Below are 22,627 nucleotides of genomic sequence, written 5' to 3'. Positions count from 1 at the left end.
CTGTGTGACCGGCCGCCACCCGTGGGGCACCTGAGAGCCTGTCGGGCGACCCCTGACCGGGGGCCACCCGACAGGCTCCGAGCCGTCAGGTGATCTTCACCGGGTTCACGATGTCGGCGACCAGCACCAGCAGCGTGAAGCAGATGAAGACCCCCGCGACCACGTAGGCGACGGGCATGAGCTTCGCCACGTCGAACGGGCCGGGGTCGGGCCGCTTGAAGATCCTGGCCGCGTTGCGGCGCAGGGCCTCCCAGAGCGCACCCGCGATGTGCCCGCCGTCCAGCGGGAGCAGAGGCAGCATGTTGAACAGGAACAGCGAGAGGTTGAAGCCGGCCAGCAGGAACAGCATCATCGCGATCTGGTTCTGGGCCGGGATGTCGAGGTTCATCACCTCGCCGCCGATCCTGGCCGCGCCGACCACACCGACCGGTGAGTCGTCGCCTCGCTCGCCGTCGCTGAACGCGGCGTTCCAGAGGTCGGGGATCTTGCCGGGCAGGGCGATGATCGAGTCGACGCCGTTCTCGATCATGTCGCCCATGCGGACGACCGAGTCGCCGAAGGAGAGCGGCAGGATCTCCGTCCTCGCGGCGAAGCCGAGGTATCCGGCGCTGATGTACTGGTCGGGGACGACCTCGCCGTGGCCGTCCTTCTTGGCGACGGCGTTCTTCTTCAGGACGGCGTTCAGGGTCTGTTCCTGGCCGTCGCGCTGCACGGTGATGGTGGCGGGGCCGATGGTCTGCCGGATCTTGTCCGAGAGCGTGGCCCAGTCGTCGATCTTCTGGCCGTTGAAGGCGACGATGGTGTCGCCCTCCTCCAGGCCCGCCGCCTTGGCCGGCGAGACCGGGTCGGAGGTCTTGCAGGTGTCGCGGTTCTCGCTCTGTGCGATCACGCACTGCTGGACGCCCGCGACCTCGGTGGTCTGGGTCTGGAAGCCGAAGGTCATGGCGACGCCCATGAAGATCGCGACGGCCAGCACCAGGTTCATGAAGGGCCCTGCGAACATCACGATGACGCGCTTCCACGGCTTGCGCGTGTAGAAGAGGCGCGATTCGTCGCCCGGCTCCAGCTCTTCGAACGCGGCGGACCTGGCGTCCTCGATCATGCTGCGCCACGGCGAGGTGGAGCGCGCCTCGATCCGGCCGTCGGGCCCCGGTGGGAACATGCCGATCATGCGGATGTAGCCGCCCGCGGGGATGGCCTTGAAGCCGTACTCGGTGTCGCCCTTCTTGCGCGACCAGATGGTCGGCCCGAAGCCGACCATGTACTGCGGAACGCGGATGCCGAAGAGCTTGGCCGTCGACAGATGGCCCAGCTCGTGCCAGGCGATCGAGAACAGCAGTCCCACGACGAAGACGGCGATACCGAGAACCGTCATCAGGATCGTCGTCATGCTCATACGTGCGCCTCCGCTGTCGCTGCCGCCGAGAGTTCGCGGGCCCTGGACCGTGCCCAGGTCTCCGCATCGAGGACGTCCGCGACCGTCAGCGAAGTTCCCGTGGCGGGGGTGCCGTGTTCGGCGACCACCGCCGTGACCGTATCCATGATGCCGTTGAAAGGCAGCCGTCCTGCCAGGAATGCGTCCACGCACTCCTCGTTGGCCGCGTTGAACACCGCGGGTGCCGTGCCACCCAGGGCGCCCACGTGCCTGGCGAGCCCGACGGACGGGAAGGCCTCGGTGTCGAGCGGGAAGAACTCCCAGCTGGAGGCCTTCGTCCAGTCGAAGGCGGGGGCCGCGTCCGGGACCCGCTCGGGCCAGCCGAGACCGATGGCGATGGGGCCGCCCATGTCGGGCGGGGTGGCCTGCGCGAGGGTGGAGCCGTCGGTGAACTCCACCATCGAGTGAACGTACGACTGGGGGTGGACCACGACCTCGATCCGCTCGAAGGGGATGTCGTAGAGCAGGTGCGCCTCGATGACCTCGAGCCCCTTGTTGACCAGGGTCGCGGAGTTGACCGTGATGACCGGGCCCATGGCCCAGGTCGGGTGTGCCAGGGCCTGCTCCCGTGTGACACCTGACAGCTCGGCGCGCGTACGCCCCCGGAACGGGCCGCCCGACGCGGTGACGACGAGCTTGCGGACATCGGCACGTTCACCCGCGGCGAGTGCCTGGAAGAGCGCGGCGTGCTCGGAGTCGACCGGGATGATCTGTCCGGGCGCTGCCAGCGCCTTCACCAGCGGGCCACCGACGATCAGCGACTCCTTGTTCGCCAGGGCGAGGGTGCGTCCCGCCTTCAGCGCGGCGAGCGTGGGGGCCAGGCCGATGGAGCCGGTGATCCCGTTCAGTACGGTGTGGCAGTCGCTCGTGGCGAGTTCCGTGGCGGCGTCGGGTCCTGCCAGGATCTCCGGGAGCGGCTCCCCCGCCCCGTAGACCTCACGCAGCGCCTCGCGGAGCGCGGGCACCTTGTCCCCGTCGGCCACCGCGACCGTGCGTACGCGCAGCTGCCGCGCCTGCTCGGCGAGAAGCTGGACCCTGCCGCCCGCGGCGGAGAGCGCGGTGACGCGGAAGCGGGCGGGGTTGCGCAGGACCAGGTCGATGGCCTGGGTACCGATGGACCCGGTGGAGCCGAGGATCACCAGATCCCGGCGGCCGTCCGTCGCGTCGAAGACGAGATGCGGATCGGCGAGGGGTGCGGGGCTGTCGCTCATGGCCCCCATTGTTGCCGCATCCGCTGTGCGCCGTGACAGCGCGCCCCGTTCGCCGGACTCGATCGTGCAACATCCGGGGTCAGAGGGGTGAGTCGATACCGAATCTGTCCCTCAGCCTCCGCATGTCCGCCACATCGCGCGCGGCGGGTTCGTAGCCCTGGTGGAACAGCGCCTGCTGTTCGGCGGAGATACAGCGCACGGTGGTCGTCCCGATGGTGCCCGTGACGAAGCAGGCTGCCGGGTAGCGGAAGGGTTCCCCGGGGTCGAGCGAGGACTGGACGGCGGACCCGTCAGCGGCGAACGCCAGGGGGTGCAGGTCGATTTCGGGCCCGGACGGATGGCTGAGGACGAACCGGGCGGGGCGCCAGTCCAGTGTCTCGGTGTATCCGGCGGACTCCAGCGCGGCCAGGACCGCGGCCTCCTGCTCGCTCCGGTGCAGGAGGTCCAGATCGCGGTGCTCGCGGGTCTCCTCGCCGAGCAGGGCGTCGATGCCCCAGCCTCCGGCGATCACCACGTCGGCGCCGGCCTCGCTCAGCAGCGCGAGAACGGACAGGACATCGCTCCGGGACATCATGCGGGCGACCGTAGTGCGCCCGGCCTCCGGGCGCACCGCGTTTTGCGCGCACTCACCGCTGCCTCTACGGCTGCGCGGCCCTCGCCGCGAACCGGGCGAACGCCTCGTGGAAGCCGGGGAAGGTCTTCCGTACACAGCCGGGGTCGTCGTAGCTCATGCCGGGCGCGCGCAGTCCGGCGACGGCGAACGACATCACGATGCGGTGGTCGCCGTGGGTGACGATCTCGGTGGGGTGCGGGGTGCCGGGGTGGATCTCGATCCAGTCGGGTCCGGTGTGCACGGTGATCCCCATGTTCCGCAGGTTCTCCGCGCAGGCCTCCAGCCGGTCGCACTCCTTGACCCGGGTGTTGGCGACGTCCTCGATGCGCACCGGTGAGGTGGCGTAGGGCGCGATGGCGGCGAGGGTCGGCATCGTGTCGGAGATGTCACGCATGTTGACCGTCAGGCCGGAGAGCCGCCCGGAGGAGCGCACGGTGGTGGCGTCGGCCGTGGTGGTGACCTCGGCGCCCATCCTGCGCAGCACGTCGGTGAAGCGCAGGTCGCCCTGGAGCGCGTCCGTGCCGAGTCCGGGGACGGTGACCTCGTGGCCGGTGAGGGCCGCCGCCGCGAAGAAGTAGGAGGCCGTGGACGCGTCGGGCTCGACGGCGTACGTGGTGGCGCGGTAGCCGCCGTTGGAACCTCCGCTGTTCGCGCGGAGCCGAGCGCTGTTCGCGCGGAGCCGGGAACGCGGGGAAGGGACGGTGAAGACGTCGCCCTCGCGGACCGGCTCGGCGCCGAAGCTGCGCATCATCGCGAGGGTGATCTCGACGTACGGCGCCGAGACGAGCTCCGTGACCCGGATCCGGAGGCCTTCGGCGGTGAGCGGGCCGAGCATGAGCAGCGCGGTGAGGTACTGGGACGACTCCCCCGCGTCGAGGGTCAGTTCGCCGCCCTTGACGCCGGATGCCACGACGGTGAGCGGATGGTGACCGTCGGCTCCTTCGTGACGCAGGTCGACCCCGAGGGTGCGGAGCGCCTCGGTGAGGGGTGCGAGGGGGCGGCGGCGCATCTGCGCGGAGGCGTCGAAGCGGTACGTTCCCGAGGCCGCGGCCGCGGCGAGCGTCGGCAGGAAGCGCGCGGTGGTGGCCCCGTCGCGGCAGTGGACGTCGGCGTCCCTCGCGGGTCCCGACGGGCGCCCCTCGATGTGCCATCGGTCCGGCTCGCGTGTGACCCCGTATCCGAGTCGGGCCAGTCCCTCGGTGAACCCCTCGGTGTCGTCCGAGTGCAGGGGGCGCAGGAGGGTGGTGGTGCCGTCCGCCGCGGCGGCCAGGAACAGCGCGCGGGCGGTGACGGACTTGGATCCGGGGATGTCGATGACGGTCACGGGCGACGATCCTGCCCTGCGGCGGGCGTGCCCGCGGGGCGCGTCCAGGCAGTGGACGCGCCCCGTGGGGTCCTGCTTCAGCGGATGGGGCGGTGGACGTTTTCCCCGGTGGCCGGTCCCGGGGTGGCGTCGGCGATCCAGGGACCGTCGCCGCTGGGGTCGATGACCCCCTCCTCCAGCCAGGTGTAGGTGCCGGCGAGCACTCCGTCGACGACACGCTTGTCGATGGCGTCCGTGTTGGTCCAGAGCCGGGCGAAGAGCTCCTCCACCCGGATACGGGACTGCCGGCAGAACACGTCGGCGAGCTGGTACGCCTCGCGGCCGTGGTCGTCGTCGGCCCGCAGGTGCTCGGCCCTGACACAGGCGGCGCTCATCGCGAAGAGTTCCGCGCCGATGTCGACGATCCGGCCGAGGAAGCCCTGCTTGGTCTCCATGCGGCCCTGCCAGCGGGACATCGCGTAGAAGGTGGAGCGGGCGAGCTTGCGGGAGGCGCGCTCGACGTACCGCAGGTGGGCGGAGAGGTCGGGGTGCCCGGGGACCCGGAAGTCGCCGTAGGAGCTGGGCAGCCGGCCGGGTCCGCTGACCAGCTTGGGGAGCCAGCGTGCGTAGAACCCGGCGGCGTTGGCGCCCGCCTTCGCCTTGTCGGAGAGCGGCTTGTCGGGGTCGATGATGTCGCCCGCGACCTTGAGGTGGGCGTCGACGGCCTCACGGGCGATCAGCAGGTGCATGATCTCCGTGGAGCCCTCGAAGATCCGGTTGATCCGCATGTCGCGGAGCATCTGCTCGGCGGGGACGGCGCGTTCGCCGCGGGCCGCGAGCGAGGCCGCGGTCTCGAAGCCGCGTCCGCCGCGGATCTGGACGAGTTCGTCGGAGATCAGCCAGCCCATCTCGGAGCCGTACAGCTTGGCGAGCGCGGCCTCGATGCGGATGTCGTTGCGGCTCTCGTCGGCCATCTGCGAGGAGAGGTCCACGACCGCTTCGAGCGCGAAGGTGGTGGCGGCGATGAAGGAGATCTTCGCGCCCACCGCCTCGTGCTTGGCGACGGGCCTGCCCCACTGCTCGCGGACCGCCGACCACTCACGGGCGATCTTCAGGGACCACTTCCCGACGCCGACGCACATGGCGGGCAGCGAGAGGCGACCGGTGTTGAGCGTGGTGAGGGCGATCTTGAGGCCGGCGCCCTCGGGTCCGATCCGGTGAGCCGCGGGGACACGGACCTGGTGGAAGCGGGTGACGCCGTTCTCGATGCCGCGCAACCCCATGAAGGAGTTGCGGTGCTCCACGGTGATGCCTGGGGAGTCGGCCTCGACGACGAAGGCGGTGATGCCGCCCTTGTGGCCGTCGGACTCGGGGACCCGGGCCATGACGACGAGCAGGTCGGCGACGACACCGTTGGTCGTCCAGAGCTTCACCCCGTCCAGGATGTACTCGTCGTCCCCTTCCGGCACGGCCGTGGTGGCGAGCCGGGCGGGGTCGGAGCCGACGTCGGGCTCGGTGAGGAGGAAGGCGGAGATGTCCGTCCGCGCGAGGCGGGGCAGGAAGGTGTCCTTCTGCTCCTGCGTGCCGAACATCTTCAGCGGCTGCGGTACGCCGATCGACTGGTGTGCGGAGAGCAGCGCGCCGATGGAGGGGCTCGCCGAACCGGCCAGCGCGAGCGCCTTGTTGTAGTAGACCTGGGTCAGTCCGAGACCGCCGTACTTGGTCTCGATCTTCATCCCGAGGGCGCCGAGCTCCTTCAGACCGTTGACCACCTCGTCGGGGATCCTGGCCTCGCGCTCGATGAGGGCACCGTCGACCCGGGTCTCGCAGAACGCGCGCAGCCGGGCGAGGAAGGCCTCGCCGCGCCGTACGTCGTCCGGGGCCGGCAGGGGGTGGGGGTGGATCAGGTCGAGCCGGAAGCGTCCGAGGAAGAGTTCCTTGGCGAAGCTCGGCTTACGCCAGTCCTGTTCACGGGCGGCCTCTGCCACCTGCCGCGCTTCGCGCTCGGTGACTTTGGGAGCCTGGGGGGTGTCGGATGGGGCGGACATGAGGAGCTCACCTCGCCGCGAGTCGGGGTATGGGTCGGGCCGTACGCGTGCCGATAGGTACCACCTGTCCGTATCTACCCGATCCCCGCACGGCCCACCACCGTGCGAAGGGCTCCCCACGGCGCACGGAACCGGCCGGAGCCCCCGTGCGGCGGGCTCCGGCCGGTCCGTGGCGGATGTACGGGCTACAGGGCCAGGCCGGTGAGGACCAGCACCCGCTCGTAGGTGTAGTCGTCCATGGCGTAGCGGACGCCCTCGCGGCCCACCCCGGACTGCTTGGCACCGCCGTACGGCATCTGGTCGGCGCGGTAGGAGGGCACGTCGCCGATGACCACGCCGCCCACCTCCAGGGCGCGGTGCGCGCGGAAGGCGGTCTGCAGGTCGTGGGTGAAGACACCGGCCTGCAGTCCGTACCTGGAGGCGTTGACGGCGGCGAAGGCCTCGGCCTCGCCGTGCGTCCTCTGGATGCTCAGGACCGGGCCGAAGACCTCTTCGCCGGCGATCGTCGTGGTACCGGGGAGGTCGGTGAGGACCGTCGGGGCGTACGTGGCGCCGTCACGCTTGCCGCCTGTCAGCAGGGTGGCGCCGGCGGTGACGGCCTCGTCGACCCAGGACTCGACCCGGCGGGCGGCGTCCTCGCTGACCAGCGGGCCGACGTCGGTGGCCGCGTCGGAGGGGTCGCCGGTCACCAGGGCCTCGACGGCCGCGACGATCTTCGGGACGAGCCGGTCGTACACGGAGGCGTCGGCGATGACGCGCTGAACCGAGATGCAGGACTGGCCGCCCTGGTAGTTGGAGAAGGTCGCGATGCGGGTCGCGGCGAGCTCCAGGTCGTCGTCGGACGACCAGTCGCCGAGGACGACGGCCGCACCGTTCCCGCCCAGCTCCAGGGTGCAGTGCTTGCGCGGCACCGAATCCATGATCGCGTAGCCGACGGGACCCGAGCCGGTGAAGGAGATCACCGGCAGCCGCTCGTCCTCGACCAGGGCGGGCATCTTGTCGTTGGGCACGGTCAGCACGGACCAGGAACCGGCCGGGAGGTCCGTCTCGGCCAGCAGCTCGCCCAGGATCAGGGACGAGATCGGGGTGGCCGGGGCCGGCTTCAGGATGATCGGGGCACCGACGGCGATGGCCGGGGCGACCTTGTGGGCGCTCAGGTTGAGCGGGAAGTTGAAGGGCGCGATGCCGAGGACGGGACCGCGCGGGAAGCGCCGGGTCAGCCCGAGGCGGCCGGTGCCGCCCGCGTCGGTGTCCAGCCGCTGGGCGTCGCCACCGTTGAAGCGGCGGGCCTCCTCGGCCGCGAACCGGAAGACGGAGACTGCGCGGCCGACCTCGCCGCGAGCCCACTTGATGGGCTTGCCGTTCTCGGCGGAGATCAGCTGGGCGATCTCCTCCGTGCGCTCGGTGAGCCGGCGTACGACGTGGTCGAGGGCTCCTGCCCGCACGTGCGCCGGGGTCGCGGCGAACTCATCGCGCACGGCGTACGCGGCGGCGACGGCCTCTTCGGTCTGCGCGTCGGTCGGCACGGCGACCGTCCCGACGAGGCGGCCGTCCCAGGGGTTGGTGACGTCGAAGCTGTCCTCGCCGGTGGCCTGCCGGCCTGCCAGCCAGAAGGCGTGGGTGGAAGTCATGGCGGTTCCGGCCCTTCGGGGGTGGTGAACGACGATCGCCGGGCGCCGCGCGGGCACCCGTCGGCCCCACCGTAGGGCGGTCCGGGGCGTATGAGGCTTGTCCGCGATGGAGCGGAGCGGGGGCCCGGTGCGCCGGTTTGTCGTAGCCGGACCGGCTACGGCGTTCCCGAGTGGGCGGCCGTGGCTTTGAGGGCCAGCCACAGCTCCATCCGGACGTCCGGGTCGTCGAGCGAGCGGCCCAGGATCTCCTCCACCCGGCGCATCCGGTAGCGCAGGGTGTGACGGTGGACGCCCAGGTCTGCCGCGGCGGCGTCCCACTGGCCGTGCCGGGAGAGCCAGGCGCGCAGGGAGGCGACCAGATCGCCGCGGCCCTTCGCGTCGTGTTCCCGCAGCGGTCGCAGCATCCCGTCCGCGAACGCCCGTACGGCGTCGTCGGCCAGCAGCGGCAGGACGGAGCCGGTCGCGAGCTCCTCGTGCTCGACCATGGTCCTGCCCCGGCGGCGTGCGACGGAGAGTGCCTGCTCGGCCTGCTTGTACGCGGCGGAGACGGCGATCGGGCCGGAGGGGGCGGACATACCGACGATCACACCGGCGCCTTCGCCGTCACCCGCCTCGCGCCCCGGGAGGCCGTCCGTCGCCCGGGCGTGGGCCGCGCCGGCCGCCACGGCGGCGCCGCCGTCCGCGGCCAGCACCACGAGGCGTTCGTTCTCGGGCACCATCAGGAGGCTCTCGCCGGACCGGGACCCTGCGGCCTCCATCGCCTCGGCGAGCAGCTCGGTCCCCTCGGGCGCGGGCGACTCGGCGATCAGCAGCCGGAACGGCGCGTCGAGCAGCCCGCCGTACAGGTCACCCGCGACGGCCCGTGCGTGGTCGGACTCCCCCGCGAGCAGCATGCGCAGGAGGGCGGCCCCCAGGCGCTGCTCCGCCCCCTGGAGCGCGCGGGACCTGGCCGTGGTCAGGGTCAGCAGGGCGACCGCGGAGTGCACCGCGTAGCGCTCGGCCGTGCCGAGCGCGGCGCCCGTACCGACGGCCAGCGCGCCGCGGTTCCCGCGTCCGGTGCCCAGGGACTGGAGCTCCACCCGGTCGTCGCCCTCGCTGTCACCGACGACCACGCTGGCCGGGGCGGGGCGGTCCCTGAGCCGCTCGACCTCGGGAGTGAGCCGGGCGGCGCGGCGGGCCGCCCAGTCGGGTGCGGCGGCGACGACGGCGCCCGAGGAGTCGTAGAGCGCGGCCCATCCGTCGACGTGCACGGCGAGGCGGATGAGCAGCTCCGCCGGGCCGTCCCCGGCGACCGCGGCCCGGGTCAGCTCCCGCTGGGCGTCGAAACCGGCGGTGACCGACCGGTACTGGTCGGCGGCGATGGCCGCGGACACGGCTTTGCTGATGGCGAGGAACGGTGTGCGCCGGGGCACCTCCAGGAGCGGCAGCCCCACTTCCTCGGCGGCGTCCACGAGCGCGGGCGGGATCTCGTCGTAGGTGACGCCCACGGCGAAGCCGAGCCCAGCGATCCCCGCCCCCGCCAGCCGCTGTACGTACCGGCGCATCGTCCCCGGGTCCCGGGCGTCGAGGTTGGTCGCGGTGACGAGGAGCAGCTCGCCGCCGTCCATGTACGGGACGGGGTCGGCGAGCTCGCTTGCGTGCGCCCATCGCACGGGCGTGCCGAGCCGGTCGGCACCGGCCCGGACGGTGAGCTTGAGCGCCGAGTGCTGGACGAGCGAGGCGAGAGTAGGAGGCATGGGGCCGACGGACCTCTGGGAGTCGATGGCACCGCCTGTGCGGGCGGCTCGATTGACGCCGCCCCGCACGCGCGGCCCGAATGCTCCGCACCGTACAGACGGTCGGCGTCAATTCTGCCAGGGCGGCAGATTCGCCGTAACCTCGCGGTCAGCCATCGAGCTGGACGAGCAGCGGCGGGGCGTGCTCGCCGTGCACGGTGGTGAGGGACAGGACGGCGTGGCCGGGGGGCAGCTCGTACGCCAGCTCCGACGCGGACCAGCGCTCCCGCTCGACCCGTCGCACCGTCACGGCGTCCCTCGTGACGGCCTTGCCGGTGACGAGCTTGCGCAGGCCGTGCAGGGCGCGGGTGAACGGCTGGTCGGCGAAGACCGCGTGCTGGGCGACCTCCCTGGTCTCCACCCACTCCTTGCCCCAGGCCTCGGCGAAGTGCTTGCCGTCCCAGGTGGTGACCCCGCTGAAGGCCATGCAGCAGCCGACCGCGCCGAGCAGCGCGGTGTGCAGCCCGTCGGGGACGTCGTCGACGGTGCGCAGCGTCAGGACGGCTCCGGCATTGACCGACCGCAGCCGTCGTACACCCCGGACGTTCTGGGGGGTGACGGTGTGCGTGGCGTCGTCCAGGACCAGGCAGATGAAGAGCGACCGGTCGGTGCGGGCGGCTGCGATCGCCGTGAACTGGGCGAGGACGAGCCTGGTGAGCAGCCGCGACGCCTCGGCGTGCGCCCGCTCGGGCAGGTCGATCCTGACCCGGAGCGGCAGGTGTTCCAGGGACCGCAGCGAGAAGGGCCTGGACTCCTGCCCGGTGGCGAAGAACGGCGCGAAGGCGGGCCGGTCCAGGAGTGCGATCCGGTCGGCGAGCACCGGCCCGGGGTCCCCGGATCCGGCCGTCTGCCGGGTGCGGGCCTCCAGCTCGCGCAGCATCGCCTGGTGGCCGCCCGCCGCGAGCGCCTCGCGCAGCGCGTCGAGCGCGGCGAGGTCGCCGTCCAGGAGTTCCCGGAGGGCGGGCACCCCGGGGAAGTGCCCGTGTACGGCGCGGTAGGGGCCGAGCAGCTGGGCGAGCACGGTGGCGGCGCGCCTGCTGTCCAGGTCGGTCACATCACCCACCAGTCCCTCGGCGAGCACGCTCGCGGCCTCGTCCGGGTCGGTCGTACCGCCGTACAGGTCGAAGTCGTGCGCGGAGGCCGGGTCGCCGATCCGCACCACCACGTCGAACGTGTCGTCCGTGCCGAGTTCACCCCCGGCGCCGCCGACGGCGAGCACCGCGGCCCGGCCGGCGAGCGCCTGCAGGGCGAGCGACTCGACGACCGGCCTCACCAGCCGGGCGGACTTGCCCGCGCCCGGCGGGCCGACCGCCAGCAGCGAGGTGCCGAGCAGCGCGGGTTCCAGGGCGAGGCCCGAGCCACGCCTGGCGTACGGGTTGTGCGGGTCGTCGGCGCAGCTGCCGAGCCGGACCTGGCCGGTCAGCAGGTCGTGCCGGGCGGTGCGGTGCGGCAGGTCCCTGGCGCCCGAGGGGTGGAGGGCCGCGGCGCCGCCGGTGCGCAGTACGGCTTCGGTGAGCGCGGCGAGGCGCTCCGGGTGCCCCTGGCCGACGCTCCAGGCGTGGCGCAGGCGTGCGACGTCGACGTCGTTCATACGGCCGGTGCGGACCTCGGCGGTGAGGGTCTCGGCCGCGTCCGTCCGTCCTGCCGCGCGGAGTTCGGGCCACTGCTCGGCGGCGGGGGCGTCCGGGGGCGTGGAGGGGGCCGCGGGCGTCGTGGCGGTGCCCTTGCCGAGCCGGCCGGCGACGAGTCGGCGCCAGTGGCCGAGGCGGGCGAACGGCCAGAGCACCCCGGCGGCGATCAGGGTGTAGATCACGTTGACGACGGCCTGGCTCTGGTAGATCTCTCCGCCGGCGACCGAGGCGACGAGGATCAGGACCGGCCGGACGAGCGGCACGGCGTCCTTCCACACGAGGAGCTCGGCGAGGGCCCCCGCGGCGACGGTGGCCAGGCCGAGGAAGGGCTGCCCCCGGCCCGCGACGTGGCGCCGGAAGATCTCGGACCAGTTGCCCAGACGCCCGCAGCCGTAGACCAGGAGTCCGAAGAGGACGGCCTCGTAGACGGTGAGGGCGTCGGCGCCCTCGATGGTCCTGGGCCCGCCGAACGTACCGGCGTACCACCAGTCCCCCGGGGTGAACAGCTTCACCGGGACCAGCCGGTAGGGGATGTACCCGTTGCGCCACAGGGACCACAGGAGCAGTCCGCTGAGGACGGAGATGAGCACGCCGACCAGCAGCGAGCGGTCGGACACCCCCTCGGGCTTCTCGGGCGGGCGCGGGGTGTACCCGTAGCGCCATACGCCCGGTTCCTCGGCGGGGCGCGGGGTGCGCAGCCATGCCTCGACGCCGGTGTCCTCCGTCGGCGGGCGCCTGGGGTGCGGGCCGTACCCGGGGGGCGGTGACCCGGGGGGCGGTGGCGCGGCTGGGGGCGGCCCGGCGGGCCGTGGCACCCGGTCCGCGCCCGTGCCCCGTGCGTCGTACGTGCCTTCGGTGTCCATGAACCGCTGCCCCCTGACCAGCCAGGTCCCGCCTTCTGCACCGGCCAATCTAGTGCCCGGGCACGGGGAGTTCAGCCATGCGGCCGTATGACCCTGCCGGGGAGTCGGCCGGGGCCCCGCCCAGTCATCTGTCCGCCACGGACAACGGCACGGACCCAGCACTCCCGATCGGAGCATGACCGCTGCCCGCACCCGCCTCTAGCCTGCAGAAACAGAAGCGTCCGAAACACCCCCAGGAGCCCCGCATGTCCGACATCCCGCAGGAGCGCCGCCTCGTCACCGCCATCCCCGGCCCGAAGTCGGCCGAGCTACAGGCCCGCCGTGTCGCGGCGGTCGCCGCGGGTGTGGGGTCCACACTGCCGGTCTTCGCCGCTCGGGCGGGCGGCGGAATCATCGAGGACGTGGACGGCAACCGGCTGATCGACTTCGGTTCCGGCATCGCCGTGACCACGGTGGGCGCCTCCGCCGAGGCGGTCGTACGCCGCGCGTCGGCGCAGCTCGCCGACTTCACCCACACCTGTTTCATGGTCACGCCGTACGAGGGGTACGTCGAGGTCTGTGAGCAGCTCGCCGAGCTGACACCCGGCGACCACGCCAAGAAGTCGGCGCTGTTCAACTCGGGGGCCGAGGCCGTCGAGAACGCGGTGAAGATCGCCCGGGCGTACACCAAGCGCACCGCGGTCGTCGTCTTCGACCACGGCTACCACGGCCGGACGAACCTCACGATGGCGCTGACGGCGAAGAACATGCCGTACAAGCAGGGCTTCGGCCCCTTCGCGCCCGAGGTGTACCGCGTGCCGGTGGCGTACGGATACCGCTGGCCGACGGGCGCCGAGAACGCGGGGGCCGAGGCGTCCGCGCAGGCCATCGACGAGATCACCAAGCAGATCGGCGCGGAGAACGTCGCCGCGATCATCATCGAGCCGGTGCTCGGCGAGGGCGGCTTCATCGAACCCGCCAAGGGCTTCCTCCCGGAGATCGCCCGGTTCGCCGAGGAGCACGGCATCGTCTTCGTCGCGGACGAGATCCAGTCCGGCTTCTGCCGCACAGGACAGTGGTTCGCCTGCGAGGACGAGGGCATCGTTCCCGACCTGATCACCACGGCCAAGGGCATCGCCGGCGGCCTCCCGCTCTCCGCGGTGACGGGCCGCGCCGAGATCATGGACGCCGCCCACGCCGGCGGCCTCGGCGGGACCTACGGCGGCAACCCGGTGGCCTGCGCCGGTGCCCTCGGCGCCATCGAGACGATGCGCGAGCTGGACCTGAACGGGAAGGCGAAGCGGATCGAGGAGGTCATGAAGGGCCGCCTCGCCGAGATGCGGTCGAAGCTCCCGAACGGCGGGGCCATCGGGGACATCCGCGGCCGGGGCGCCATGATCGCGATCGAGCTGGTGAAGCCGGGCGGCAAGGAGCCCGACGCCGCCACCGCCGGGGCGCTGGCCAAGGCCTGTCACGCCGAGGGCCTGCTGGTGCTGACCTGCGGCACCTACGGCAACGTCCTGCGTTTCCTGCCGCCGCTCGTCATCGGCGAGGACCTGCTGAACGAGGGCCTGGACATCATCGAGCAGGCGTTCACACAGCTCTGAGGCGTACGCATCTCCTGAGCGCCGTCACCGTCACCGACGGCGGGAACCGGCGCCCGGGTGGAGGCGTGTGAAGAAGGTGTGCGAGGGCCATGGGGGGATACCGTTGTCACTTCCGGTGCCTCCTTCCTCTGACGTACGGTCTTTCCAGATGAGAGAAACACCCCGCCCGCAGGGGACTGCGGGTGATGTCGGGACGGGGCTCCCCCAGCTTCGTACCGGCCGTGCCATCGCGCACACCGCTGGAGCTTCGGGCTCCGGGACTCCTCACCGATCGGATGGCCGCTCGCCCCACACCCCCCGGGGCGCGCGGCAAACCGATCCGACCGGCCACCTCGGAACAATCCCCCCTGTTCCCCGGTGGCCGGTTCTTCTCGTTCCCACGGCCGGTGCGCTGCTGGTGCTTCTCCTCGTGATCACCTGGCAGGTGCTGGCCGACGGCCCGCTGCTGGGCCCCGACGAGCGCCTCGGCCTGAAGCTGGCGGGCAGCGGACCCACCCGGCTCGCGGAGCTGTTCGCCGATCTCGGCAATATGCAGGTCGCCGTTCCCGTGCTGGCCTGCGCGGTCCTCGTCACCTGGTTGCGCCGCGCCAGGCGTGCGGCGGTGTACGCGGTGGCGGCCATGGCCGCCGTCCCGGCGCTCGTCGTCCCGCTGAAGCTGTGGACGGACCGCCAGGGGCCGTTGACGGAGGCGACGGGCTACTACCCGTCGGGGCACACGACCACGGCGATGGTGGCGTACGGGGCCGCCGCCCTGCTGCTCGCCCGGTATCCGAAGCGGTCATGGGTGCGGTCATGGGTGACGCTCGTCGCCGCCGTCCTGCTGACGGCGGCGACGAGCGTCGGTCTGTTGCTGCGCGGCTACCACTGGCCGCTGGACGTGGTGGCCGGCTGGTGCGTCGGCGGTCTTGTGCTGCTTGCCCTCCGGGCGGGCGTGACGGGTGCTCAGCGCCCGAAGTAGGCGTCGAAGTTCTTCGAGAACTCCCAGTCGGAGAACCGGTCCCAGTTGATGGACCAGGTCATCAGACCCCGCAGCTCCGGCCAGGTGCCGTGGGTCTCGTACGAGCCGCAGTCGGTCTTCTTCGTCAGGCAGTTCAGCGCCTTGGTGACCTCGGCGGGCGGGGTGTGGCCGTTGCCCGCCTGGGTGGAGGCCGGGAGGCCGAAGGCGACCTGTTCGGGGCGCAGCGCCGGGAAGACCCGGGTCTCGTCACCCGCGACGGGGAAGCCGGTGAGCAGCATGTCGGTCATGGCGATGTGGAAGTCCGCGCCGCCCATCGAGTGGTACTGGCCGTCCAGGCCCATGATCGAGCCCGAGTTGTAGTCCTGGACGTGCAGCAGGGAAAGGTCGTCGCGCAGGGCGTGGATGACGGGCAGATAGGCGCCGGCGCGCGGGTCCTGGCCGCCCCAGGGGCCCGCTCCGTAGTACTGGTGGCCGAGCTGCACGAAGAAGGTCTCGGGGGCCATGGTGAGGACGAAGTCGTCGCCGTACTCGGCCTTCAGGGACTTCACCGCTGAGATGAGGTTGACGATGACGGGGGTCGTCGGGCTGCGGAAATCGGTGTCGTCCGTGTCGAGCGAGAGCGAGTGGCCCTCGAAGTCGATGTCGAGGCCGTCGAGTCCGTAGGTGTCGATGATCTCGCTGACGGAGGAGACGAAGGCGTCGCGGGCCTCGGCCGAGGCGAGCTGCACCTGGCCCTTCTCACCGCCGATCGAGATGAGCACCTTCTTCCCCGCGGCCTGCTTCTCCTTGATGGCGGCCTTGAACTCCTCCTCGCTCTCCACGTCGGGGCACTCGGCCGCGGGACAGAGCGAGAAGCGGATGTCGCCCGAGGTGACGGACGTCGGCTCGCCGAAGGCGAGGTTGATGACGTCCCAGGAGTCGGGGACGTCCGCCATCCGTGTGTAGCCGGAGCCGTTGGCGAAGCTGGAGTGCAGATAGCCGACGAGGGCGTGGTCCGGGAGCCCCGCGTCCGCGGCTTCCCGGGTTTCCGTGGCCGCCGTGGCCGTGGTGTCGCCGGCCACGGCCGCCGGTGCCGTCGCGGTCAGAGCGCCGGCGGCGAGCAGGGCGGCCGTGAGGACGGCCAGGGGACCCGAGAAGCGGGCGGTCGGTCCGGTGCGCGATCCGGTACGTGCCACAACAGCCTCCGTGCAGGGGGAATTGAACGGTGCGCACAACATGGTCCAGACCAATCGGGTTGTCAAGACCTCTGGCGGCACCTCACTCCCCGCCGCCGCGTGCGCCCCGGGCCGCCGCCGCCTCGTGCAGGGCCAGCTCCAGAAGGCTCGCGTCGGTGAGCGTGCCCGAGCCGTCCGGCGGGATCAGCCATCGCACCGCGCCCACGGTGCTGCCCGGCAGCGGGACGACGATCCACGCCCCCTCGCCGACGCCGCGGATTCCCGTCCCGATCCAGCGGGCCGCTGTTCCCGGGGGCACGAAGAAACCCATCCGGGAGTCGCCGAAGTCCGCGAGGACGGGCCCCGGCCTGTCGAGCAGCCGGGTCAGCACATCGAGCGTGGGATAGCCGAGATCCGCTGGAACGACCAGCACGTCCCAGCGTTTTCCGGCGGGCAGGAGCGCCATCCCCTGAGGGTCGCGCTCCCATTCCCTCCGGCAGGCCCTCGGATCCGTTGCCACCGATGCGAGCCAAGCGACCGCGGCCTTTGCCCTCGTGCCGGCCATGGACTGCCTCCCTCTCCCCGCGGGCACCTGCAGGGGGTCCTGCCGGCGCGTGTACGGGAGAGAGCGGGCGGGCCCCGCATCATGACGCGGGTTCCGCCACCGATCGATGGTGAGCTGGGTCACCCGGGCTCACCACCGCGGCGGGCCGGCCTCAGCTGTCGAAGCCGAGCCCCAGCCGGTCCATGGTCCGCAGCCACAGATCGCGGTGGCCTCCATGGCTGTCCGCCCGCGCCATGGACCTCTTGGTGATCTCGATCCCGGTCCAGGCGAACGGCTCGGGCGGAAAGGGCACCGGCTTGGAGCGGACCATCCGCAGAGCGGTCCGCCCGGTCTCCCGGCCCGACAGCAGGTCGAGCATGACCTCGGCCCCGAAGCGGGTGGCCCCGACGCCCAGACCCGTGTACCCGGCGGCGTACGCGACCCGGCCGCGGTGGGCCGTACCGAAGAACGCGGAGAAGCGGGAACAGGTGTCGATCGCCCCGCCCCAGGCATGGCTGAAACGCACTCCGGAGAGCTGGGGGAAGCACGCGAAGAAATGGCGGGCGAGCTTCAGAAAGGTCTCGGGACGCTGGTCGAGCGAGGAATTCAGCCGGCCTCCGTACGGATAGACGGCGTCATACCCGCCCCACAGGATCCGGTTGTCGGCGGAGAGCCGGAAATAGTGGAACTGGTTGGCGCTGTCACCCAGTCCCTGTCGGTTGTGCCAGCCGACCGAGGCGAGACGCTCCGCGCTCAGGGGCTCCGTCATCAGCGCGTAGTCGTACACCGGGACCGTGTACGGGCGCACCCGCCTCACCAGCGAGGGGAAGACGTTCGTGCCGAGGGCGACGTCACGCGCGAACACCCTGCCGTACGGGGTGCGCACCGCGATGCCCGCGCCCGACCGGGCGAGTTCGAGGCCGCGGGTGTGCTCGTAGATCCGTACGCCGAGACCGGCGCAGGCCTCTTTCAGGCCCCAGGCGAGCTTCGCCGGGTGCAGCATGGCGACGCCGTGCCGGTCCAGCAGACCGCCCAGGAATGTCGGTGAGTCGACTTCGGCGCGCACCTGGTCCCGGTCGAGGAGCTCCATCCCCCCGAGGCCGAGTTCCTCGGTCCTGCGCTGCCATTCCCGCAGTTCTTCGAGCTGGTGGGGCTGCGTGGCCACATCGATCTCGCCGGTGCGCTCGAAGTCGCAGTCGATGGCGTAGCGGGTGACGGCGGCCTCGATGGCGTCGAGATTGCGCGCGCCCAGCTCCTCCAGCTTCCCGATCTCCTCCGGCCAGCGCTCCAGGCCGTTGGCCAGGCCGTGGGTCAGCGAGGCCGCGCAGAATCCACCGTTGCGCCCCGAAGCGGCCCAGCCCACCTCGTCGCCCTCGATGAGCACGACATCGCGCCCCGGGTCACGCTCCTTGGCGATCAGCGCGGTCCACAGCCCGCTGTAGCCGCCGCCGACGACCAGGAGATCGCACCGCTCGTCGCCGGTCAGCGCGGGGCGGGCGACGGGCCTTCCCGGATCGTCGAGCCAGTAGGACAGGGGACGCGCGTCGGAGAGAGACTGTGCGGCGGTACGCATGGCATCCGGTGCCATGTTTTCCAACTCCTTCGGGTTATCGATGTCCCGCGTTGCTCCTGCGCCGGTTGGCGATGAGCTGTCCGGCGAGAACCACCGTCACGGCGATGACGAACATGGCCGTACCGATGACGTTGATCTGCACAGGTGTTCCACGCTGCGCCGATCCCCACACGAACATGGGGAACGTCACCGTGGAGCCCGCGTTGAAATTGGTGATGATGAAATCGTCGAAGGAGAGCGCGAAAGCGAGCAGGGCTCCCGCGGCGATTCCCGGGGCGGCGATCGGGAGTGTCACCCGGACGAAAGTCTGCACCGGGCCGGCGTACAGGTCGCGGGCGGCCTCCTCCAGCCTCGGGTCCATCGACATCACACGCGCCTTGACGGCGGTCACCACGAAGCTGAGGCAGAACATGATGTGGGCGATCAGGACGGTCCAGAAGCCGAGCTCGGCGCCCATGTTGAGGAAGAGCGTGAGCAGCGAGGCCGCCATGACGACCTCGGGCATCGCCATCGGCAGGAAGATCAGCGAGTTGATCGCGCCTCGGGCCCTGAAGCGGTAGCGGACCAGCGCGAAGGCGATCATCGTGCCGAGCACGGTCGCGCCGACGGTCGCCCAGACCGCGATCCGCAGTGAGAGCGAGAGCGAGCCGCAGAGGTCGGCGACGCCGCAGGGGTCCTTCCAGGCGTCCAGGGAGAACTCCTGCCAGGCGTAGTTGAAGCGCCCCCTGGGCCGGTTGAAGGAGAAGACCATCACGACGACGTTCGGCAGGATCATGTAGGCGAGCGTCAGCAGGCCCGCGATCACGACCAGGTTCCGGCGGAGCGTACGGAGTACGGACATCAGACCAGGTCCTCCGTCCCGGAGCGGCGGATGTAGACGGTGACCACGAGCAGGACGACCGCCATGAGGATGAACGAGAGCGCGGCCGCCGTCGGGTAGTCCAGGACCCGCAGGAACTGGGTCTGGATGACGCTGCCGACCATCTTGGTGTCGGTGGAGCCGAGGAGTTCCGCGTTGACGTAGTCGCCGCTGGCCGGGATGAAGGTCAGCAGGGTGCCGGAGACGACGCCGGGCATGGACAGCGGCAGCGTCACCTTGCGGAAGGTGGTGGCGGGTGTGGCGTACAGATCGCCCGCGGCCTCGTGCAGCCGGCCGTCGATGCGTTCCAGCGAGGTGTAGAGCGGAAGGATCATGAACGGCAGGAAGTTGTACGTCAGACCGCAGACGACGGCCATCGGCGTGGCCAGGATCCGGTTGTTCTCGGTCCAGCCGAGCCACGCGGTGACGTCCAGGACATGCAGGGTGTTCAGCGCGTCGACGACCGCGCCGCCGTCCGCGAGGATGGTCTTCCAGGCCAGCGTCCTGATCAGGAAGCTGGTGAAGAACGGTGCGATGACCAGCACGAGCACCAGGTTGCGCCAGCGGCCCGCCTTGAAGGCGATCAGATACGCGAGCGGGTAGCCGAGCAGCAGGCACAGGAGCGTGGCGGTGCCCGCGTACAGCAGGGACCTGATGAACTGCGGGTAGTAGTCGGCGAAGGCGTCCCAGTACGTCCGGAGGTGCCAGGTGACCTCGAAGCCCTTCTCCAGGGATCCGGTCTGTACGGAGGTCGACGCCTGGTAGACCATCGGCAGCGCGAAGAAGACGACCAGCCACAGGATGCCGGGGAGCAGCAGCCAGTAGGGCACGAGCCGCCTGCGGACGGAGGGCTTACGGATCTCGGCTTCGGCGGGGTGCGCCGGCGGCGCGTCGGTGACGCTCACGCCGCCGCCTCCCGGCCGTCCGCTCCGGCGGCTGAGGCCACACCGGCGTCGATGGACTGGGCCGCGTCGAGTCCGAAGGTGTGCTCGGGGTTCCAGTGCAGGACGACATCGGCGCCGGGCACGAGCCTGCTGTCGCGCTCGATGTTCTGCTCGTAGACCTGGAGCGCGGTGCCGGCCGGGCTCTCGACGACGTACTGGGTGGAGACTCCGATGAAGCTGGAGTCGGTGATGCGGCCGGTGACCCGGTTCCGGCCGCCCGGTATCGCCGCCGCGTCGTCGGTGTGCGCGAGCGAGATCTTCTCGGGGCGGACGCCCACGAGCAGCTTCCCTCCGCTCCCGGCCGGGGAGGGACATCGCCCGCCGGGCAGCCTGAGCTTCCCGCCGCCGGCCGCGACGACGACATCCGTGCCGGCGCCCGTGCCCGCCCCCGGGGAGACGACCTCCCCCTCGATGAGGTTGGAGGTGCCGAGGAAGTTGGCCACGAAGGTGGTCGCCGGGTTCTCGTACAGGTCGGCGGGCGCGCCGAGTTGTTCGACCCGGCCGCCGTTCATCACCGCGACGGTGTCGGCCATGGTCATGGCCTCCTCCTGGTCGTGGGTGACATGGACGAAGGTGATGCCGACCTCGGTCTGGATCCGCTTGAGTTCGAGCTGCATCCGGCGGCGCAGCTTGAGGTCGAGGGCGCCCAGGGGCTCGTCGAGGAGGAGGACCTGCGGGTGGTTGATGAGCGCGCGGGCCACGGCGACACGCTGCTGCTGGCCGCCGGAGAGCTGGTGCGGCTTGCGCCGGGCGAAGTCGCCGAGCTGGACGAGGTCCAGCATCTCGCCGACCTGCTTCGTCACGGACTTGATGCCGCGGCGGCGGAGCCCGAAGGCGATGTTCTCGGTGACATCGAGGTGCGGGAAGAGCGCGTAGCTCTGGAAGACGGTGTTGACGGGCCGTTTGTACGGGGGCAGGCCCGTGATGTCACGGCCGCCGAGCGAGACCGTGCCGGTGGTGGCGTCCTCCAGGCCCGCGATCATGCGCAGGGTGGTGGTCTTGCCGCAGCCGGAAGCGCCGAGCAGGGCGAAGAAGGAGCCCCGGGGGACGGTCAGGTCGAGGGGGTGCACTGCGGTGAAGGAGCCGTAGGTCTTGCTGATCCCGGTGAGACGGACATCGCCGCCCTCTGTCTGCTGCTGTGTCATGGGTCGCGGTCCCAGTGGTGTCGGGGGTGATCGGGAGGTGACTAGGGCCTCTCGTGCGGGTCAGGCGCCGATGAGCTTGGCGAACTTCGCCTCGTACGCCGTCTCTTCGTCGGGGCTGAGGGAGCGGAAGGCCCGCGACTTCGCGACCATCGCCCTGTCGGGGAGGATCAGCGTGTTCGACGCCATCGACGCGTCGATCTTCGCCAGTTCGCCGGCGACCCCGTCCACCGGGCAGACGTAGTTGATGTAGGCGGCCAGCTCCGCCGCGACCGGGGGCTCGTAGTAGTAGTCCATGAGCTTCTCGGCGTTCGTCCTGTGCCGTGCTCCGGCCGGGATCAGCATGTTGTCGCTCGACGTGATGTAACCGGCGGAAGGGATCGAGTACTTGATCGCCGGATTGTCGTTCTGGAGCTGGATGATGTCGCCCGCCCAGGCCACACAGGCCGCGATGTCCCCCTTGCTCAGGTCCGCGGTGTAGTCGTTGCCGGTGAAGCGGCGTATCTGCTTGGTGGCGACGCCCTTCTGCATCCGTCCGAGGGCCGCGTCGAAGTCGGCGTCGGTGAACGACGCGGGGTCCTTGCCCATGTCGAGGAGCGTCATGCCGACCGAGTCGCGCATCTCGGAGAGGAAGGAGACCTTGCCCTTGAGCCGGGGGTCGTCGAGCAGCTGGGTGACGGAGTCGACCTTCCGGCCGCCGGTCGCCTTCTCGTTGTAGGCGATGACGGTCGGGATACCGGTCCACGGATAGGAGTAGGCCCGCCCCGGGTCCCAGTCGGGCCTGCGGAACTGGGCCGAGAGGTTCGCGAAGGCGTGCGGGAGGTTGGTGGGGTCGAGCTTCTGCGCCCAGCCGAGCCGGATGATGCGTGCGGCCAGCCAGTCCGTCACGATGACGAGGTCACGGCCGGTGTCCTGACCCGCCGCGAGCTGGGGCTTGATCTTCCCGAAGAACTCGACGTTGTCGTTGATGTCCTCGGTGTACTTGACCTTGATCCCGGTGCGTTTCGTGAACGCGTCCAGGGTGGGACGGCGCTTCCCGTCCTCGCCGACGTCCATGTACTCGGTCCAGTTGGAGAAGCTGATCCGCTTCTCCTTTGCCGAGTGGTCGCCGGAGGCCGCCGCGGCGTCCCCTTCCCGCTGGGCGGGCGGGATCCCGCACGCGCTCAGCGCCCCGAGGCCGCCGAGCGCGAGGGCTCCCGTGCCCGACGCCCTCAGAAGCGAGCGGCGGGTGAGCGCACCCCTGCCGTCGGTGAGGCTGCGCCTCATGGCGGCCAGCTGTGGCGCGGAGAGGCGCTCGGGCTCGTACTGCTCCATACGCATGTGCCCTTCCGGGTGGGTGGGGCCGCCGGCCGGCGGC

At 71.2% G+C, this 22,627-nt stretch carries 16 protein-coding genes and 1 pseudogene; 2 read left to right on the top strand and 15 right to left on the bottom strand.

Annotation, left to right across the window (positions count from 1 at the left end; genetic code table 11):
• Positions 1–85: 85 nt before the first annotated feature.
• The 8 genes from AB0C75_RS16945 to AB0C75_RS16910 form a co-directional block, all read right to left on the bottom strand.
• Positions 86–1,396 (bottom strand): site-2 protease family protein, encoded by a 1,311-nt coding sequence (locus tag AB0C75_RS16945; RefSeq protein ID WP_362891412.1) that lies wholly within the window; start codon positions 1,394–1,396, stop codon positions 86–88.
• Positions 1,393–2,655, bottom strand: coding sequence for a 1-deoxy-D-xylulose-5-phosphate reductoisomerase (dxr, locus tag AB0C75_RS16940; protein WP_362891410.1), 1,263 nt, complete (start codon positions 2,653–2,655; stop codon positions 1,393–1,395). Before dxr ends, AB0C75_RS16945 begins: the two co-directional genes overlap by 4 nt.
• A gap of 70 nt (positions 2,656–2,725) precedes the next feature.
• Entirely contained in the window at positions 2,726–3,256 is a 531-nt protein-coding gene (locus AB0C75_RS16935; RefSeq protein WP_362891408.1) for a nucleotidyltransferase family protein, read from the bottom strand.
• A 28-nt stretch (positions 3,257–3,284) separates the two neighbouring features.
• Positions 3,285–4,583 carry a 3-phosphoshikimate 1-carboxyvinyltransferase gene (gene aroA / locus AB0C75_RS16930; protein ID WP_362891406.1) on the bottom strand — a complete coding sequence of 433 codons (1,299 nt, stop codon included), beginning with the start codon at positions 4,581–4,583 and terminating at the stop codon, positions 3,285–3,287.
• A gap of 77 nt (positions 4,584–4,660) precedes the next feature.
• A complete protein-coding gene (locus tag AB0C75_RS16925) occupies positions 4,661–6,610 on the bottom strand; it encodes an acyl-CoA dehydrogenase family protein (protein ID WP_362891404.1) in 1,950 nt (649 codons plus the stop codon).
• A gap of 185 nt (positions 6,611–6,795) precedes the next feature.
• Positions 6,796–8,241 carry an aldehyde dehydrogenase family protein gene (locus AB0C75_RS16920; RefSeq protein WP_362891402.1) on the bottom strand — a complete coding sequence of 482 codons (1,446 nt, stop codon included), beginning with the start codon at positions 8,239–8,241 and terminating at the stop codon, positions 6,796–6,798.
• Positions 8,242–8,396: 155 nt separating this feature from the next.
• The gene (locus tag AB0C75_RS16915; protein ID WP_362891400.1) at positions 8,397–9,977 is read right to left on the bottom strand and encodes a PucR family transcriptional regulator; all 1,581 of its coding nucleotides are present in this window, start codon (positions 9,975–9,977) and stop codon (positions 8,397–8,399) included.
• Positions 9,978–10,125: 148 nt separating this feature from the next.
• Positions 10,126–12,510 (bottom strand): ATP/GTP-binding protein, encoded by a 2,385-nt coding sequence (locus AB0C75_RS16910; protein ID WP_362891398.1) that lies wholly within the window; start codon positions 12,508–12,510, stop codon positions 10,126–10,128.
• 245 nt (positions 12,511–12,755) lie between these two features.
• Here AB0C75_RS16910 and gabT point away from each other — a divergent pair, with 245 nt between their 5' ends.
• Both gabT and AB0C75_RS16900 read left to right on the top strand, forming a co-directional pair.
• Positions 12,756–14,096: a 4-aminobutyrate--2-oxoglutarate transaminase gene (gene gabT / locus AB0C75_RS16905; RefSeq protein WP_362891396.1), complete on the top strand. Its 1,341-nt coding sequence runs from the start codon at positions 12,756–12,758 to the stop codon at positions 14,094–14,096.
• A 397-nt stretch (positions 14,097–14,493) separates the two neighbouring features.
• Positions 14,494–15,054 (top strand): phosphatase PAP2 family protein, encoded by a 561-nt coding sequence (locus tag AB0C75_RS16900; RefSeq protein ID WP_362891395.1) that lies wholly within the window; start codon positions 14,494–14,496, stop codon positions 15,052–15,054.
• Here the strand turns inward: AB0C75_RS16900 and AB0C75_RS16895 are convergent.
• From AB0C75_RS16895 to AB0C75_RS16865, 7 genes and pseudogenes are all read right to left on the bottom strand, one after another.
• Positions 15,039–16,208: pseudogene (locus AB0C75_RS16895) on the bottom strand (chitinase); the annotation flags it as partial. The gene AB0C75_RS16900 and the pseudogene AB0C75_RS16895 overlap by 16 nt on opposite strands.
• A 103-nt stretch (positions 16,209–16,311) precedes the next feature.
• Positions 16,312–16,773 carry a hypothetical protein gene (locus AB0C75_RS16890; RefSeq protein ID WP_362891393.1) on the bottom strand — a complete coding sequence of 154 codons (462 nt, stop codon included), beginning with the start codon at positions 16,771–16,773 and terminating at the stop codon, positions 16,312–16,314.
• Between the two features lie 151 nt (positions 16,774–16,924).
• Positions 16,925–18,340, bottom strand: a complete 1,416-nt coding sequence (locus AB0C75_RS16885; RefSeq protein WP_362891391.1) for an FAD-dependent oxidoreductase — start codon at positions 18,338–18,340, stop codon at positions 16,925–16,927.
• A 19-nt stretch (positions 18,341–18,359) separates the two neighbouring features.
• Entirely contained in the window at positions 18,360–19,166 is an 807-nt protein-coding gene (locus AB0C75_RS16880; RefSeq protein ID WP_362891389.1) for an ABC transporter permease, read from the bottom strand.
• Positions 19,166–20,089, bottom strand: a complete 924-nt coding sequence (locus AB0C75_RS16875) for an ABC transporter permease (protein ID WP_362891387.1) — start codon at positions 20,087–20,089, stop codon at positions 19,166–19,168. The genes AB0C75_RS16880 and AB0C75_RS16875 overlap by 1 nt, the downstream gene beginning before the upstream one ends.
• Positions 20,086–21,273 (bottom strand): ABC transporter ATP-binding protein, encoded by a 1,188-nt coding sequence (locus tag AB0C75_RS16870; RefSeq protein WP_362891385.1) that lies wholly within the window; start codon positions 21,271–21,273, stop codon positions 20,086–20,088. Before AB0C75_RS16870 ends, AB0C75_RS16875 begins: the two co-directional genes overlap by 4 nt.
• Positions 21,274–21,333: 60 nt before the next feature.
• A complete protein-coding gene (locus AB0C75_RS16865; RefSeq protein ID WP_362891529.1) occupies positions 21,334–22,584 on the bottom strand; it encodes a spermidine/putrescine ABC transporter substrate-binding protein in 1,251 nt (416 codons plus the stop codon).
• Between the last annotated feature and the right edge of the window lie 43 nt (positions 22,585–22,627).

The organism is Streptomyces sp. NPDC048565, from assembly GCF_040650935.1.
GTDB lineage: Bacteria > Actinomycetota > Actinomycetes > Streptomycetales > Streptomycetaceae > Streptomyces.
This window is presented reverse-complemented; position numbering and strand designations above follow the sequence as displayed.

Excerpts from the sequence above, each read along its gene's own strand:
- dxr (WP_362891410.1), bottom strand. The coding sequence starts at position 2,655 with ATGGGGGCCATGAGCGACAGCCCCGCACCCCTCGCCGATCCGCATCTC.
- AB0C75_RS16890 (WP_362891393.1), bottom strand. The coding sequence starts at position 16,773 with ATGGCCGGCACGAGGGCAAAGGCCGCGGTCGCTTGGCTCGCATCGGTG.
- AB0C75_RS16920 (WP_362891402.1), bottom strand. The coding sequence starts at position 8,241 with ATGACTTCCACCCACGCCTTCTGGCTGGCAGGCCGGCAGGCCACCGGC.
- AB0C75_RS16880 (WP_362891389.1), bottom strand. The coding sequence starts at position 19,166 with ATGTCCGTACTCCGTACGCTCCGCCGGAACCTGGTCGTGATCGCGGGC.
- AB0C75_RS16865 (WP_362891529.1), bottom strand. The coding sequence starts at position 22,584 with ATGGAGCAGTACGAGCCCGAGCGCCTCTCCGCGCCACAGCTGGCCGCC.
- AB0C75_RS16870 (WP_362891385.1), bottom strand. The coding sequence starts at position 21,273 with ATGACACAGCAGCAGACAGAGGGCGGCGATGTCCGTCTCACCGGGATC.
- gabT (WP_362891396.1), top strand. The coding sequence starts at position 12,756 with ATGTCCGACATCCCGCAGGAGCGCCGCCTCGTCACCGCCATCCCCGGC.
- AB0C75_RS16915 (WP_362891400.1), bottom strand. The coding sequence starts at position 9,977 with ATGCCTCCTACTCTCGCCTCGCTCGTCCAGCACTCGGCGCTCAAGCTC.
- AB0C75_RS16945 (WP_362891412.1), bottom strand. The coding sequence starts at position 1,396 with ATGAGCATGACGACGATCCTGATGACGGTTCTCGGTATCGCCGTCTTC.
- AB0C75_RS16925 (WP_362891404.1), bottom strand. The coding sequence starts at position 6,610 with ATGTCCGCCCCATCCGACACCCCCCAGGCTCCCAAAGTCACCGAGCGC.
- AB0C75_RS16885 (WP_362891391.1), bottom strand. The coding sequence starts at position 18,340 with ATGGCACCGGATGCCATGCGTACCGCCGCACAGTCTCTCTCCGACGCG.
- AB0C75_RS16910 (WP_362891398.1), bottom strand. The coding sequence starts at position 12,510 with ATGGACACCGAAGGCACGTACGACGCACGGGGCACGGGCGCGGACCGG.